Here is a 14,044-nt window from a genome sequence, read left to right on the forward strand (position 1 = left end):
TGATGCAGGCGTACCGGTTGGTGCGGCGGCCCGGAGGGCTGCCGCTGGGGGACGGGGCGACGCCTGACAGCGCTTCCGGGCCCGCCAACGGCGGCCTGTCCGGAGGCGGTGTCGGCGCGCCGGGTGGGCCCGATGGCGTGGCCGGGCCCGAGCTGGCCGTCGTCGACGGTGGCTGGCGGGCCGATCCGGTGCAGGCCGAGGTGGTGGGGCACACCGACGGGCCGATGCTCGTGCTCGGCGGCCCGGGCACCGGCAAGACCAGCACGCTTGTCGAGGCGGTCGCCGCCCGGGTGGCCGAGGGGGTCGACCCCGAACGGATCCTGGTGCTGACCTTCGGCCGGCGAGGCGCCACCGCGCTGCGGCAGCGCATCGAGGCCCGGGTCGCGCAGGACGGCCACCGGGTGCTGCGCGAGCCGCTGGTGCGCACCTTCCCGGCGTACGCCTTCGGGTTGCTCCGCCGCGCCGCCGCCGAGCGGGGCGAACCGTCGCCCCGGCTGCTCACCGGCCCCGAGCAGGATCTGATCATCCGTGAGCTGCTGGACGTGGTGGGCGAGGAGCCCGAGGACGACCCGGTCGGCTGGCCGACCGACCTGCGCCCCGCCCTCCGGACCCGGGCGTTCGCCGGTCAGCTGCGCGACCTGCTCATGCGCGCCGCCGAACGCGGCGTCGGCCCGGTCGACCTGGCCCGGCTGGGCGAGAAGCTCGGCCGCGCCGACTGGCCGGCCGCCGCCCGCTTCCTCCGGGAGTACGTCGCCGTGCTCGCGCTGCGCGACGTCAGCAACCGGGGCTCCATCGCATACGACCCGGCGGAACTGGTCCGGGCGGCCACCGGGCTGCTGCGCGACGACGAGGAGCTGCTGGCCGCCGAACGCCGTCGGCTCGCCCACGTCTACCTCGACGAGCTGGCCGACACCGACCCCGCCCAACTGGAGCTGCTGTCGGTCATCGCGGGCGGCGGCAAGTCGCTTGTCGCGTTCGCCGACCCGGACTCGTCCACGTACGCCTTCCGGGGTGCCGACCCGGCCGGGGTGGCGACGTTCCCGCACCGCTTCCGGACGGCTTCCGGGGCGCCGGCCGCACAGGTGCTGCTGACCACGTCGTACCGGGCCGGGCCGGGTCTGCTCGCGGCGATCGCCCGGCTGGGTCGCCGGCTGCGGGGTCCGGCCGCGCACCGTCGGCTGCACCCCCTGCCGGACGCGCCGCCCGGCGTGGTCGAGGTGCACACGTTCCGCTCGGCGACCAGCGAGGCCGCCTGGCTGGCCCACGCGCTGCGTTCGGCCCACCTGCTCGACGGCGTGCCCTGGTCACGGATGGCGGTGCTGGTGCGGTCGACCGCGTTGCAGCTGCCCACCCTGCGACGGGCGCTGCACGCTGCCGGCGTACCCACCGTGGTGCACGGTGAGGATCTGCCCCTGCACCTGCAACCGGCTGTCGCGCCGCTGCTGCTCCTGCTGCGCTGCGCGCTGGAGCCGGAACGACTCGACGAGGAGGCGGCCGTCGCGCTGCTGCACTCGCCGCTGGGCGGGGCCGATCCGTTGGCCGAGCGGCGGCTGCGGCAGGGCCTGCGGGCGCTCGCGCTGGCTGGCGGTGACCGACGGCCCTCCGGGGAGCTGATCGTCGAGGCCTTGCAGGATCCGGAGGAGCTGGCCGGCATCGAGCGGCGCTGGGCGGAGCCGGCGCAGGCGGTGGCCGGTCTGCTGGCCATCGCACGCGAAGCCGCCGCCCGGCCGGGTGCGACCGCCGAGGACGTGCTCTGGGCCGTCTGGCACGCCAGTGGTCTCGCCGATCGGTGGGCCGGCGCGATCAACCAGGGGCGTCCGGAGGCCGGCGAGGGCGACCTGGCCCGGCGTCGGCGGGCCGAGGCGGCCGACCGCGACCTGGACGCCGTGCTGGTCCTCTTCGACGCGGCGGCACGGTTCACCGACCGGCTGCCCGGCGCTCGTACCGAGGTCTTCCTCGACCACGTGCTCGCCCAGGACCTGCCGGCCGACACCATCGCCCCGACCGCCGACCGGGGTGCTGCGGTACGCCTGCTCACCGCGCACGCGGCGAAGGGCCTGGAGTGGGACCTGGTCGCGGTGGCCGGCGTGCAGGAGGGCATCTGGCCGGACCTGCGGTTGCGCGGCAGCCTGCTCGGCTCCGAGCGGCTGGTCGATGTGCTGGCCGGCCGGTCGGTCGACGGCGCGACCGCGGCGAACGTGGTGGGTCAGACCTCGGCGTTGCTGGACGAGGAGCGCCGGCTCTTCCACGTCGCGATCAGCCGAGCCCGGCACCGGCTGCTGGTCAGCGCCGTGGCGTCGGCCGCCGTCGGCGGTGACGATCACGAGGAACAGCCCAGCCGGTTCCTGCACGAGTTGGGCCCGAGCACCCCGCCGAGCTTGCCGCCGCCGCCGACTCCGCCGGGTCCGCCGCCAACGCCGACCCTGCCCACCCTGCCGGGCCCGCCGCACACTCCGCCGACAGCGCCGACCCCGCCGCCCGGTCCCCGCACCGAGCGGTCCCCGGGCGCCAGCGGGGGTGGCGCTGCGGCGGGCGAGACCGCAGACGAGGAGCCGGACCGCCCCGGGGCGCTGCCGGTGACCCGTCCACCCCGGGCGCTCACCCTGCCGGCGTTGGTCGCGGAACTGCGTACCGCCATCACCGACCCGGCCGCCCCGGCAACCCGGCGGCGCGCCGCGGCGGCCGAACTGGCCCGGCTCGCCTCCGCCGGGGTGCCCGGCGCGCACCCGGACGACTGGTGGGGGTTGCGGGTGCTCTCCGACGACCGGCCGCTCGTCGACGACGGTGAACCGGTGCGGGTCACCCCGTCGGCCATGGAGAGCGCGCTGCGGTGCAGCCTGCGCTGGTTGTTGGAACGGCACGGCGGCAGCGGGCCGACCAGCACCGCGCAGGGGGTGGGCAACCTGGTGCACGCCGCCGCGATGCTCGCCGAGGACGCCAGCGCCGACCGGGGGGCGCTGCTCGACTACGTGGCCGCCCGGTTCGACGCGATCGAGCTGGCGGCCCGGTGGATGGCCGGGCCGGAGCGGGAACGCGCCGAGGCGATGGTCGACAAGTTGCTGCGCTGGCTGGCCACCAACCCCCGTCGGTTGCTCGCCATCGAGCACGAGTTCGCCGTCCGCCTGGACGACCCGAACAGGCCCGTCGACCTGACCGGTCGGGTCGACCGGTTGGAGGTGGACGAGGCCGGACGGCTCGTGGTGATCGACCTGAAGACCGGTAAGTCCACAGCTGTCACCGGCACCGACCTGGCGGAGCACCCACAGCTCGGCGCGTACCAGGCGGCGGTGGAGGCGGGGGCGTTCGCCGAGTTCGGTGACGAGTCCGGGGGTGCCGCGCTGGTGCAGCTCGGCACCTCCGCCAAGGACGCCAGGGAGCAGAATCAGCCGGCGGCCAGCGAGGGGCCGGCGGCCGGTTGGGCGACGGCGCTGGTCCGAAGGACCGCCGATACGATGGCAGCCGCCACGTTCGCCGCGGTGGCCAACTCGAAGTGCCGGGTCTGCCCGGTGCGCACCAGCTGCCCGGTCTCCGGGCAGGGGCGCCAGGTAGTCGAGCCGCCCACCGTTCGACGCACCCGTGAGGGCGAGGAGTGAGCTTGCGAGCCCAGTCGCGCGTGAGGGCGAGGAGTGCGCCGGTGTGGGGAACCGAGACGGCACCGTGAGCCAGCCCACCCTGTTCGGCGCGGGTCCCGCGCCGACGCCCCGACTCGCGGACTCCGGCCCCCGGTACACACCGGTGGAGCTGGCCAAGCTGCTGCGGTTGCCGGCGCCCACCCGGGAGCAGGCCGCGATCATCGCCGCCCCGGTGGAGCCGCTGCTGGTGGTCGCCGGCGCCGGGTCGGGCAAGACCGAGACGATGGCCGCCCGGGTGGTCTGGCTGGTGGCCAACTCGTACGTGCGGCCGGAGCAGATCCTCGGGCTGACCTTCACCCGCAAGGCGGCCGGGGAGCTGGCGCATCGGGTACGGACCCGGCTCGACCAGCTGATCCGCCGCCTCGGCCGGCAGGAACGGAACCCACTGGACGACCCGCTCGCGGGCGAACCCACAGTCTCCACCTACCACTCGTACGCGGGGCGGATCGTCACCGAGCACGGGCTGCGGGCCGGCTACGAGCCGTCCACCCGGCTGCTCACCGAGGCGTCCCGCTGGCAGTTGGTCGACCTGCTGGTGCGCAACTACGACGGTGACATGTCCGAGGTGGACCGGATGCCGAGCACCATCACCGACGCGGTGCTGGCGCTCGCAGGCGAGCTGGACGAGCACCTGGTCGCGCCGGACGACCTGGCGGCCTGGACCGGTCGGTTCTTTGCCGAGGTGCAGTCCCGGCCGGGTCGGGTGTACGCCGACGTGCGCAAGGCACTCACCCTCCAGCAGACCCGGTTGCGTCTGCTGCCGCTGGTGCGGGCGTACGCCCGGCGCAAGGAGGACTTCGAGGCGATGGACTTCGCCGACCAGCTCGCCCGGGCGGCCCGGGTGGCCCGGGACCATCCGGGGGTCGGCGTGATCGAGCGGGACCGCTTCCGGGTGGTGCTGCTCGACGAGTACCAGGACACCAGCCACGCCCAGGTGGTGTTGCTCAACGCGTTGTTCGGTGGCGGGCACCCGGTGACCGCGGTGGGCGACCCGTGCCAGTCGATCTACGGCTGGCGGGGGGCCAGCGCGGGCACCCTGGACCGGTTCCCCACCGAGTTCGCACGCGCCAACGGTGAGCCGGCCCCGGCGCTGGGGCTCACCACGAGTTGGCGCAACCGCCCGGAGATCCTCCGGGTGGCGAACGCGCTCTCCACCCCGCTGCGGGCGGCGGGTGCCCGGGTGCCGGAGCTGCGCTCCGCGCTGACCGTCCGGGACCCGATCCCGCACCGCAGCCCGGGTGGTGCGGCCGGCGGCACCGTGCACTGCGCGATGCTGACCACGTACGCCGACGAGGCCGACTGGATCGCCGACAGCGTGCTCGCCGCCTGGCGCGGGGCGGCCGGGATGCCGGGCGCGGCCCCGGAGCACATCCCGGTGGCGCGGCGTCCGACGACAGCCGTGCTGGTCCGGGTCCGCAGCCAGATCCCGGCGATCGAGTCGGCGCTGCGCGAGCGGGGTCTGCCGGTCGAGGTGGTCGGGCTGGGTGGCCTGCTGGACACCCCCGAGGTACGCGACGTGGTGTGCACGCTGCGGGTGCTTGCCGACCCGACCGACGGCGCCGCGCTGCTGCGGTTGCTCACCGGCGCCCGTTGGCGGATCGGGCCGCGTGACCTGGTGGCGTTGCACCGGCGGGCTCGGGCCATCGCGAACGCCCGGCGGCAGGTGGCCGCCGACGAGGCCTCGGAGATCAGCCCCGACCTGTTGGACGAGGCGACCCTGGTGGAGGCGTTGGCCGACCTCGGGCCGGCGCAGGCGTACTCGGCGGAGGGGTTCGCGCGGCTGCGCGCGTACGGCCGGGAGCTGGCGCTGCTGCGCTACCGACTGGACCAGGCGCTGCCGGACCTGATCGCTGACATCGAGCGGACCATCGGCCTGGACGTGGAGGTCGCGGTTCGGGCCGGCCGGGACGGCGCCGGCGACGCAGGCCTGGCCCGGGGGCACCTTGATGCCCTCGGCGACGTGGCGGCCCGGTTCAGCGGGGAGACGCCCGGCGCGACGCTGTCCGGTTTCCTGTCCTACCTGGCCGCCGCCGAGGACGAGGAGCGTGGTCTGGCGCCGGGCGAGGTCGAGGTGGTGGAGGGCGCCGTGCAGGTGGTCACCGCGCACGCCGCCAAGGGCCTGGAGTGGGACGTGGTGGCGGTGGCCGGGCTCAGTCGTGGGTTGTGGCCGGGGCCGGTCCGCAACTCCGACCACTGGCTGGGTGGGCTGGGCGTGCTGCCGTTCCCGTTGCGCGGCGACGCCGACGGGCTGCCCGAGTTGGCGCTCGACGAGGCCGGGGACCAGCGGGCCGTGGCGCGGGCGGTGACCGACTTCACCGACGCGTGGCGGGCCCACGACGAGCGGGAGGAGCGCCGGCTGACGTACGTGGCGGTGACCCGGCCGCGCCGGCTGCTGCTCTGCTCCGGTTACTGGTGGGGGGAGGGCACGAAGCGACCGCGAGGTCCGTCGGTCTTCCTGCGGGAGGTGTACGACGCCTGCCTCGACGGCGGGCCGGGGCACCTGATCGACGCGTGGGCGCCGGAGCCGACGCCCGACGCGACGAACCCGACGGCCGAGGTGGTGCTCCGCGCGGAGTGGCCGGCCGACCCGCTGGGTGGTCGCCGGCCAGCGTTGGCCGAGGCGGCCGGGTTGGTGCGTCGCCTGATGGCCGACGGTCCGGCGGCGGCGCTCCCCGGGCCGGTCGGGCCGGTGCTCGCCGGTCCGGTCACGCCGGACGGGTCGCCGGTCGAGCCAGCCGAGCCGGAGGTGGATCCGGAGGTGGCGCGCTGGCAGCGCGAGGCGGACCTGCTGCTGGCGGAGCGCGCCGAGCTGACCCGGCTCTCCGGTGCGGTCGAGGTGGCGCTGCCCGGGGCGCTGAGCGTCACCCAGCTGGTCGCGTTGCGGCGCGATCCGGCGGCGCTGGCCCGTACGCTGCGCCGCCCGGTGCCGGCCGAACCCAACCCGTACGCCCGCCGAGGCACCGCCTTCCACGCCTGGTTGGAGCAGCGCTTCGGCGCCGACCGCCTGCTGGACCTGGACGAGCTGCCCGGCGCGGCCGACGCCGATGCCGCACCCGACGAGGCGCTGGTCGAGCTTCAGGAGCGGTTCCTGGCCAGTGAGTGGGCCGACCGGTCACCGGTGGAGGTGGAGGTGCCGTTCGCCACGGTGATCGCCGGAGTGGTGGTGCGGGGCCGGATGGACGCGGTCTTCGCCCGGCCGGGTGGTCGGTTCGACGTGGTCGACTGGAAGACCGGAGCGCAGCCCACCGGGACGGCGGCCGACGTGGCCGCCGTGCAGCTGGCCGTGTACCGGCTGGCCTGGGCTGAGCTGGCCGGCGTGCCTGTCGACCGGGTGGGCGCGGCGTTCCACTACGTCCGGCACGGAGTGACGGTCCGCCCCGCCGACCTCCTCGATGTGACAGGCCTCACGGCCATGATCGCCCAGTTGCCCGAGGATTCTGCCCAACATTGACCATCGCGGGGAAAACCGTGGTAGGTTGACCGGGTTGCAGTTTTGGTTACCAGAGACTCTGTGTGCGCCTGGCGGGATTGTGGCCCCAGGCGCTCTTTGTTGTGTCCGGAGTTCTCCGGGCGGGGCGACCAGAAGCGACAGGCGATTCGCGCATCCCCGCGCGGAGCGCTCCTCTTCGGGCACGCAACAAGTGCGTGTCCGACGTTCCGTCAAGGAGACGAAACACATGGCTATTGGCACCGTGAAGTGGTTCAACGCTGACAAGGGCTTCGGCTTCATCACCCCCGACGGCGGCGGCGCCGACGTTTTCGCCCACTTCTCGGCGATCCAGTCCTCCGGCTACCGGAGCCTGGACGAGAACCAGCGGGTCGAGTTCGAGGTGACCCAGGGCCAGAAGGGCCCGCAGGCGGAGAACATCCGCCCGCTCTGATCTTCGGATCGGTCAGCATTACCTGTCGCGCCCTCCGGGTGTGACGGTGACGGGACCGGCCCGCCCCGCTGTCGTCTGCTCACGCAGGCGGCGGCCCGGCGGCGGGCCGGCCTGTACTCCCTTCGGTTCGTGCTTGTGAGTCCTGGCGGCCTTTTTCCGCCGGTGACAGCGCCGACTTCGGCGCCCTCCCTCGACACGTGCCGCGTCGAGGAAGGCTTCCGCATGACCACAGTTATTCCTTCTTTCGCTCATACCGGTCTGGCGCCGGCGCTGCTCACCGCGTTGACCGCGCAGGGCATCACCGAGCCGTTCCCGATCCAGTCGGCGACGCTGCCCGACTCGCTCGCCGGCCGGGACGTGCTGGGCCGGGGTCGTACCGGCTCCGGCAAGACCCTCGCCTTCGGGCTTCCGCTGCTGTCCCGCACCGCCGGCCGCAAGGCGCGGCCGGGTCGTCCGCTGGCCCTGGTGCTGGTGCCGACCCGCGAACTGGCTCAGCAGGTCACCACCGCCCTGGCCCCGTACGCCCGCGCCGTCGGGCTGCGCTGCGCCACAGTCGTCGGCGGCCTGTCGTTGCAGCGGCAGGCGGACGCCCTGCGCGCCGGTACCGAAGTGGTCGTCGCCACCCCCGGCCGGCTGCACGACCTGATCAACCGTGGCGACGCCCGGCTCGACCAGGTCGAGATCACCGTGCTCGACGAGGCCGACCAGATGGCCGACATGGGCTTCCTGCCGCAGGTCACCAAGCTTCTGGAGCAGGTCGCGCCGCAGGGCCAGCGGATGCTCTTCTCCGCGACCCTGGACGGCGGCGTGGACCGGCTGGTCCGCCGCTTCCTGAGCAACCCGGTCACCCACTCGGTGGACCCGGGCACCGCGACGGTCACCGCGATGACCCACCACGTGCTGCACGTCGACGCCGCGGACAAGCCCGACGCCCTGACCCGGATCGCCGCCCGTGAGGGCCGCACCATCCTGTTCATGGGCACCAAGCACCGCGCCGACCGGCTGGCCCGCCAACTGCTCTCCAAGGGCGTACGCGCGGCCGCGCTGCACGGCGGCAAGTCCCAGCCGCAGCGCACCCGGATCCTGGAGCAGTTCCGCAACGGTCAGGTGACCGCCCTGGTCGCCACCGACGTGGCGGCCCGTGGCATCCACGTGGACGGCCTGGACATGGTGGTCAACGTGGACCCGCCGACCGAGGCGAAGGACTACCTGCACCGGGGTGGCCGTACCGCCCGGGCCGGCGAGTCCGGTTCCGTGGTCACTCTGGTCCTGCCGGAGCAGCGCCGGGACGTGTCCCGGCTGATGGCCACCGCCGGCATCCGGCCCGAGTCGGTCCAGGTGCGCGCTGGTGACGGGGCGCTGGCCCGGGTGACCGGTGCTCGCGAGCCGTCCGGCGTGCCGGTGACCATCGTCGCTCCGCCGGCGCCCGCCTCTCGGGCCCGTACCTCCGGTGGCGCGTCCACCGATGGTGGCGCCCGGCCGGCGCACCGCGCGTCGGGCCGGTCCCGTCGGCCGCGTCGCCCGCGTACCGTCTGATCTTCTGCGCGTCGACCGACCCGTCCCGCTTCGGCGGGGCGGGTCGGTTTTGTCTGCGCGGTGTTCCGGGCCGGTCGGCTCTCCGGGCCGCCCGACCGGTCAGCCGGCCGCGCCGGGTGGCCGCTCCGCTGAGTCGGTAATCAGCCTCCGGTGGGTCGGCTGGCCGACTGCGCCCCGGCCGGTCGTGGTCGAGGCTGACCGACGGGGGAAGTCGGGCGGGGGGCCCGGCGCGGGAGGGGTGACCATGGCGGGCGAAGCCGGCTCGGGTGCACTGCGTGAACTGATCCTGGTGGTCGCGGTCGCGCTCGCCGGGTTGTTGCTCGCCATGGTTGCGGCCTTCGCACCCTGGCATGCCACCCCGGCGGGTAACGCTCCCGCCGGTCTGGTGGAGCTGCACAGTCCTGGCGACCCGGGCCTCGGCCCGGCGACCGCACACGTGGGCTGAGCAGGACCGGCCTACCGGTGCCGGAAGAGGGGCAGGCCCGGTCAGGATCGGTACGAGATGTGGTCGGGCCGGCGGGGCACCGGCCCGACCACATCGCCTTCGCCGCTCACGAGGTGGTGGGGGTGTGGGTGAGCAGGTTGGCCAGGGTGGTGCTGTCGACCACAGTGGCGATCGCCCCGTGCACCGCCAGCCAGACGTCGGTAAGCCCGGCGGCCACCCCGTGATAGCCGGCCCGCTCGGCCGGCAGACCGCGCACAGTGGTGAGCGAGCCGCCGACCGCGCGGAGCACGTCTCCGACGGTGATCTCGCCGGGTGGGCGGGTCAGCGCGTACCCGCCGTCGGCGCCGCGATGGCTGTGCAGCAGACCGGCCCGACGCAGGTCGAGCAGGATGCCCTGCAGGAAGCTGAGCGGGATGTCCTGCGCCTCGGCCAGGCTGGCCGCCTTCACCAACTCGCCGGCCCTGTCGCCGTCGTCGCCACCACCGGCGGCGGCGACGGCGAGCATCGCCCGGAGCGCGTAGTCGCTGCGCGCGGAGACGAACACGTCACTGACCAGCCTGGTCCAGTACGCCCCAGCGGCGCCGGATCGCCTTGTCCGCAGCACCGAACGCGGCGTCCACGACCAGACCGACGACCAGGATGACGATCATCGTGGAGAGCAGCCAGGGTGCGTCGGACAACTCGCGGGAGTAGGTGAGCTGGGCGCCCAGCGAGGTCTGCGAGATGCCGCTCACGAGCAGCTCACCGGCCATCAGGCTGCGCCAGGAGAAGGCCCAGCCCTGCTTGAGCCCGGCGACGATCGCCGGCAGGGCGGCCGGTGCGATGACGTACCGGTAGAGGTTGAGCCCCCGGGCGCCCAGGTTGCGGCCGGCGCGCACCAGCAGCGGCGGCACGTAGTCCACGCCGGAGATCACCCCGTTGGCGATGGACGGTGCCGCGCCGAGCACCACCACGAAGAAGATGGCCTTCTCGCTCAGCTCGAAGAGCAGGATGGCCAGCGGGAACCAGGCGATCGACGGCATGGTCTGCAACGCGGTGATCATCGAGCCGATGGCGGCGCGCAGCACAGTGGACCGGGCCACCGCGAGGCCCAGCAGCAGGCCGACGGCGACCGAGAAGACGTACCCGAGGGCGGCCCGTTGCAGCGTGGTGAGCAGGCCGTCCCAGAGCTGTGGGCCCTGGGCCTGGGCCACCAGCTCGCGGCCCACCTCCAGTGGCGCCGGCAGTGAGTACGGCGGCTTCCAGCCCGTCCAGACCACGATCTGCCAGGCGGCGATGGCGATGGCCAGCGCGGCCAGCTTGGGCCAGGTGGCCGCCCAGATCCGGGCGCCCCGGGAGACCTCCTTGTCCCGGCCGGCGATCTCCAGCGCGTCGAGGCCGGAGATCTCCGCGTCGGTACGCGCCGAACTGGTGAGGGTGTCACTGGCCATGGCGGCCCACCTCCGTACGGAGCCGCTCGGTGACCTCGGCGGCGATGGCGGCGACCTCGGGGGAGTCGATCCGGCGGGGGCGCGGGATGTTCACCTCGGTGGAGTAGATGATCCGGCCGGGTCGGCTGGAGAGCAGGATGATCCGGTCGGCCAGCCGGGCCGCCTCGCGGACGTTGTGCGTCACGAAGAGCACCGAGAGCTTGCGCTCGGACCAGATCCGTTCCAGCTCGTCGTGCAGGATGTCCCGGGTCATCGCGTCCAGCGCGCCGAACGGCTCGTCCATGAGCAGCACCGGGGTGTCCAGGGCCAGGGTGCGGGCCAGCGCGACGCGTTGCCGCATTCCGCCGGAGAGCTCGTGCGGGCGCTTACGGCCGAAGTCGGCCAGGTGCACAGTGCGCAGCAGTTCGGCCACCCGCTCGCGGCGCTGGGCCCGGGGGAGCCGGCGCAGCTTGAGGGGCACCTCCACATTGGCGTCGACGGTCAGCCACGGGAACAGCGCCGGTTCCTGGAACATCAGACCCGGGTTGGCGTCGCCGGCCAGGGTGATCTGCCCACCGCTGACCCGGTCCAGCCCGGCCACCAGGTTGAGCAGTGTGCTCTTGCCGCAGCCGGACGCACCGACCAGGCAGACGAACTCGCCGGGCGCGACGTCCAGCGAGACACCGTCCAGGGCCAGGACGGCGTTCGCCCCGCGCCCGTACACCTTGGTCACGCCGGAGAGCGCGACCGCTGTGGTCGCGCTCTGCGGCGCCGTCGTGGTCGACGTCATGGCTGGACGACCTCGGGCTTCCCCTGCGCCTTGAGCGCGTTGTTCAGGTACTTCAGGTCGTACAGGCCCTTGAGGTCCACCGGCTCGGTCAGGTCCACGTCGACGGCGTGGTCGAGCCCGGCCTTGAGCGAGGACGAGATCGGGTCGTTGGTGAACTCCAACGTCGGCCACGCCTGCTTGATCAGCTTCAGGTCCAGCGGCTTGCCGGTGATCTTGCCGATCGCGTCGGAGATGGCCTGCTGCGCCTCGTCCGGCTTGGTGTTGACGAACTCGTTGGCGGCCACCTGGCCGTCGACGAGCTTCTGCACCACGTCCGGGTGTGCCTTGAGGAACTTCGTGCTCACCAGCAGGTTGGTGATGACGAACTTCTTGTCCGGCCACAGGTCGCGCTCGTCGACCAGCACCTTGCCGCCGGCGTTGACCAGGCGGGAGACGAACGGCTCGGGCACCCAGGCGCCGTCGATCCCGCCGCTGTTGAACGTCTCGACGGTCTGGGCGTTCTCCTGCGGCACGATCTTGACGTCGCCGCCACCCTCCTTGGTGGTCTTGAGGCCCTGCTGCTTGAGCCAGTACCGGATCGCCACGTCCTGGGTGTTGCCCAGCTGCGGGGTGGCGATCTTCTTGCCCTTCAGGTCCTGCACTCCGGTGATGCCGGGCTTGACCACCAGCGCCACGCCGCCCGAGGCGGCACCGGAGATGACCCGGACGGCCTCACCCTTGGACTTGGAGAAGGCGTTGACGGTCGGGTTCGGACCGATGTAGGTGGCGTCCAGCGCGCCGGAGAAGACCGCTTCGATGGCGGCCGGGCCGGCGTTGAAGGTCTTCGGGTCCAGCTTGACGTTGGTGCCGAGCTTCTCCGCGAAGATGCCCTTCTCCACGCCGACGACCGCTGGCGCGTGGGTGATGTTGGGGAAGTAGCCGAGGCGCAGCGTCACCGGGCCGGAGCTGCCGCCCTCGCTGTCGTCGCCGCACGCGGCGGTGCTGCCCAGGGTCGCCGCGCCGACCACGGCGAGGGTGGCCAGGGTGACCAACCGGCGCAGGGGGAGCCGTCTCATCGTCCATCCAATCCGCAGTATTCCTACTTAGTTGGTAGGAAGAGTGGGCCAGGCTCCGGTCAGCGTCAAGGCCCATCCACATGGCGGGATGGCGCGTCTCAGTTATGTCGGTATTTCCTATCAGGTTGCTAGGGTAATCGGCGATCGGTCACCGGCAGAGAGGCGACTTCGCGATGAGCTTCCACTGGTTCCTCCCCACCTCCGGCGACGGCGACCAGGTCGGTGCCGCCACCGTCACCGCGGGTGCCGCCCGGCACGACCGGGCGGCGACGGTGGCCTACCTGGCCGAGGTCGGCCGGGCCGCCGAGGAGAACGGGTTCACCGCCGTCCTCACGCCGGTGGGCGCCGGCTGCCCCGACCCGTGGATCGTCTGCGCCGCGGTCGCCCAGCACACCGAGCGGCTCGGCATGCTGGTCGCGGTCCGGGCCGGTTTCGCGCTACCCACCCTGATCGCCCAGCAGGCCGAAGCGTTCCAGGCCATCTCGGGTGGCCGGCTGTCGCTCAACATCGTCACCGGCGGCGACCCGGCCGAGCAGCGGGCGTACGGCGACTTCCTCGGGCACGACGACCGCTACGCGCGCACCGGCGAGTTCGTCGACGTGCTTCGCCGCGCCTGGGCCGGCGGGCCGTTCGACTACGCCGGCAAGCACTACCGGGTCGACGGCGGTGGCCTGGCCACCCCGCTCGCCGTGCCGCCGCCGGTCTACTTCGGCGGCGCGTCCCCGGCCGCCGAGACGGTGGCCGCCCGGCAGGCCGACGTGTACCTGATGTGGGGTGAACCGCCGGCGTCGATAGCGGCCCGGGTCGCCCGGGTCCGGGCGCTCGCCGCCGACCACTGCCGCACCCTGCGCACGGGCCTCCGGCTGCACGTCATCGCCCGACCGACAACCGCCGAGGCGTGGGCGGAGGCCGACCGACTGCTGGCCGGGATGAGCCCGGAGCGGATCGCCGCCGCCCAGGCCCGGTTCCGCCGGATGGACTCGGTGGGTCAGGCCCGGATGGCCGCCCTGAACGCCGGCCGCACCGACGGTCTCACCGTCGCACCGAACCTCTGGGCCGGCGTCGGCCTGGTCCGCGAGGGCGCCGGCACCGCGCTTGTCGGCAGCTACGCCGAGGTCGCGGCCCGCATCGACGAGTACGCGGCACTCGGCGTCGACGAGTTCGTCCTCTCCGGCTGGCCGCACCGCGAGGAGGCAGAGCGGGTCGGCGCCGAGGTGCTGCCCCTGGTGACGGCCCCGGTCGCGGCGGCTCCGGGAAGGTCGCGGGTGGCGGAGGTGTCGACGCGCTAGGGTCGAC

General features: G+C 73.7%; 10 protein-coding genes. 6 read left to right on the forward strand and 4 right to left on the reverse strand.

The window, feature by feature from the left end:
• The first annotated feature begins 2 nt into the window (after positions 1-2).
• The 5 genes from OH804_RS32890 (at position 3) to OH804_RS32910 (ending at position 9,494) form a co-directional block, all read left to right on the forward strand.
• Positions 3-3,593 (forward strand): ATP-dependent helicase, encoded by a 3,591-nt coding sequence (locus tag OH804_RS32890; RefSeq protein ID WP_406061537.1) that lies wholly within the window; start codon positions 3-5, stop codon positions 3,591-3,593.
• A gap of 64 nt (positions 3,594-3,657) precedes the next feature.
• The gene (locus OH804_RS32895; protein WP_406061539.1) at positions 3,658-7,083 is read left to right on the forward strand and encodes an ATP-dependent helicase; all 3,426 of its coding nucleotides are present in this window, start codon (positions 3,658-3,660) and stop codon (positions 7,081-7,083) included.
• Between the two features lie 226 nt (positions 7,084-7,309).
• The gene (locus OH804_RS32900; protein ID WP_007464836.1) at positions 7,310-7,513 is read left to right on the forward strand and encodes a cold-shock protein; all 204 of its coding nucleotides are present in this window, start codon (positions 7,310-7,312) and stop codon (positions 7,511-7,513) included.
• Positions 7,514-7,735: 222 nt separating this feature from the next.
• The gene (locus tag OH804_RS32905; protein WP_196919641.1) at positions 7,736-9,049 is read left to right on the forward strand and encodes a DEAD/DEAH box helicase; all 1,314 of its coding nucleotides are present in this window, start codon (positions 7,736-7,738) and stop codon (positions 9,047-9,049) included.
• Positions 9,050-9,293: 244 nt separating this feature from the next.
• Entirely contained in the window at positions 9,294-9,494 is a 201-nt protein-coding gene (locus tag OH804_RS32910; RefSeq protein WP_091406170.1) for a hypothetical protein, read from the forward strand.
• Positions 9,495-9,600: 106 nt separating this feature from the next.
• Here OH804_RS32910 and OH804_RS32915 read toward each other — a convergent pair whose 3' ends face one another.
• The 4 genes from OH804_RS32915 to OH804_RS32930 are packed head-to-tail and all read right to left on the reverse strand — an operon-like array spanning position 9,601 to position 12,748.
• On the reverse strand, positions 9,601-10,038 hold the full coding sequence (locus OH804_RS32915; protein ID WP_196919640.1) for an Rrf2 family transcriptional regulator: 438 nt from the start codon (positions 10,036-10,038) through the stop codon (positions 9,601-9,603).
• Between the two features lies 1 nt (position 10,039).
• Positions 10,040-10,924: an ABC transporter permease gene (locus tag OH804_RS32920; RefSeq protein WP_196919639.1), complete on the reverse strand. Its 885-nt coding sequence runs from the start codon at positions 10,922-10,924 to the stop codon at positions 10,040-10,042.
• A complete protein-coding gene (locus tag OH804_RS32925; RefSeq protein WP_196919638.1) occupies positions 10,914-11,693 on the reverse strand; it encodes an ABC transporter ATP-binding protein in 780 nt (259 codons plus the stop codon). Before OH804_RS32925 ends, OH804_RS32920 begins: the two co-directional genes overlap by 11 nt.
• Positions 11,690-12,748 carry an ABC transporter substrate-binding protein gene (locus OH804_RS32930; RefSeq protein ID WP_406061543.1) on the reverse strand — a complete coding sequence of 353 codons (1,059 nt, stop codon included), beginning with the start codon at positions 12,746-12,748 and terminating at the stop codon, positions 11,690-11,692. Before OH804_RS32930 ends, OH804_RS32925 begins: the two co-directional genes overlap by 4 nt.
• A gap of 173 nt (positions 12,749-12,921) precedes the next feature.
• Here OH804_RS32930 and OH804_RS32935 point away from each other — a divergent pair, with 173 nt between their 5' ends.
• Positions 12,922-14,037: an LLM class flavin-dependent oxidoreductase gene (locus OH804_RS32935; protein ID WP_196919636.1), complete on the forward strand. Its 1,116-nt coding sequence runs from the start codon at positions 12,922-12,924 to the stop codon at positions 14,035-14,037.
• Positions 14,038-14,044: the final 7 nt, after the last annotated feature.

This window comes from Micromonospora sp. NBC_00860, from assembly GCF_045207375.1.
Classification (GTDB): Bacteria; Actinomycetota; Actinomycetes; order Mycobacteriales; family Micromonosporaceae; genus Micromonospora; species Micromonospora vinacea.

Coding starts and splice junctions, on each gene's coding strand:
- OH804_RS32890 (WP_406061537.1), top strand. CDS start 3: ATGCAGGCGTACCGGTTGGTGCGGCGGCCCGGAGGGCTGCCGCTGGGG.
- OH804_RS32900 (WP_007464836.1), top strand. CDS start 7,310: ATGGCTATTGGCACCGTGAAGTGGTTCAACGCTGACAAGGGCTTCGGC.
- OH804_RS32905 (WP_196919641.1), top strand. CDS start 7,736: ATGACCACAGTTATTCCTTCTTTCGCTCATACCGGTCTGGCGCCGGCG.
- OH804_RS32910 (WP_091406170.1), top strand. CDS start 9,294: ATGGCGGGCGAAGCCGGCTCGGGTGCACTGCGTGAACTGATCCTGGTG.
- OH804_RS32920 (WP_196919639.1), bottom strand. CDS start 10,924: ATGGCCAGTGACACCCTCACCAGTTCGGCGCGTACCGACGCGGAGATC.
- OH804_RS32925 (WP_196919638.1), bottom strand. CDS start 11,693: ATGACGTCGACCACGACGGCGCCGCAGAGCGCGACCACAGCGGTCGCG.
- OH804_RS32930 (WP_406061543.1), bottom strand. CDS start 12,748: ATGAGACGGCTCCCCCTGCGCCGGTTGGTCACCCTGGCCACCCTCGCC.
- OH804_RS32935 (WP_196919636.1), top strand. CDS start 12,922: ATGAGCTTCCACTGGTTCCTCCCCACCTCCGGCGACGGCGACCAGGTC.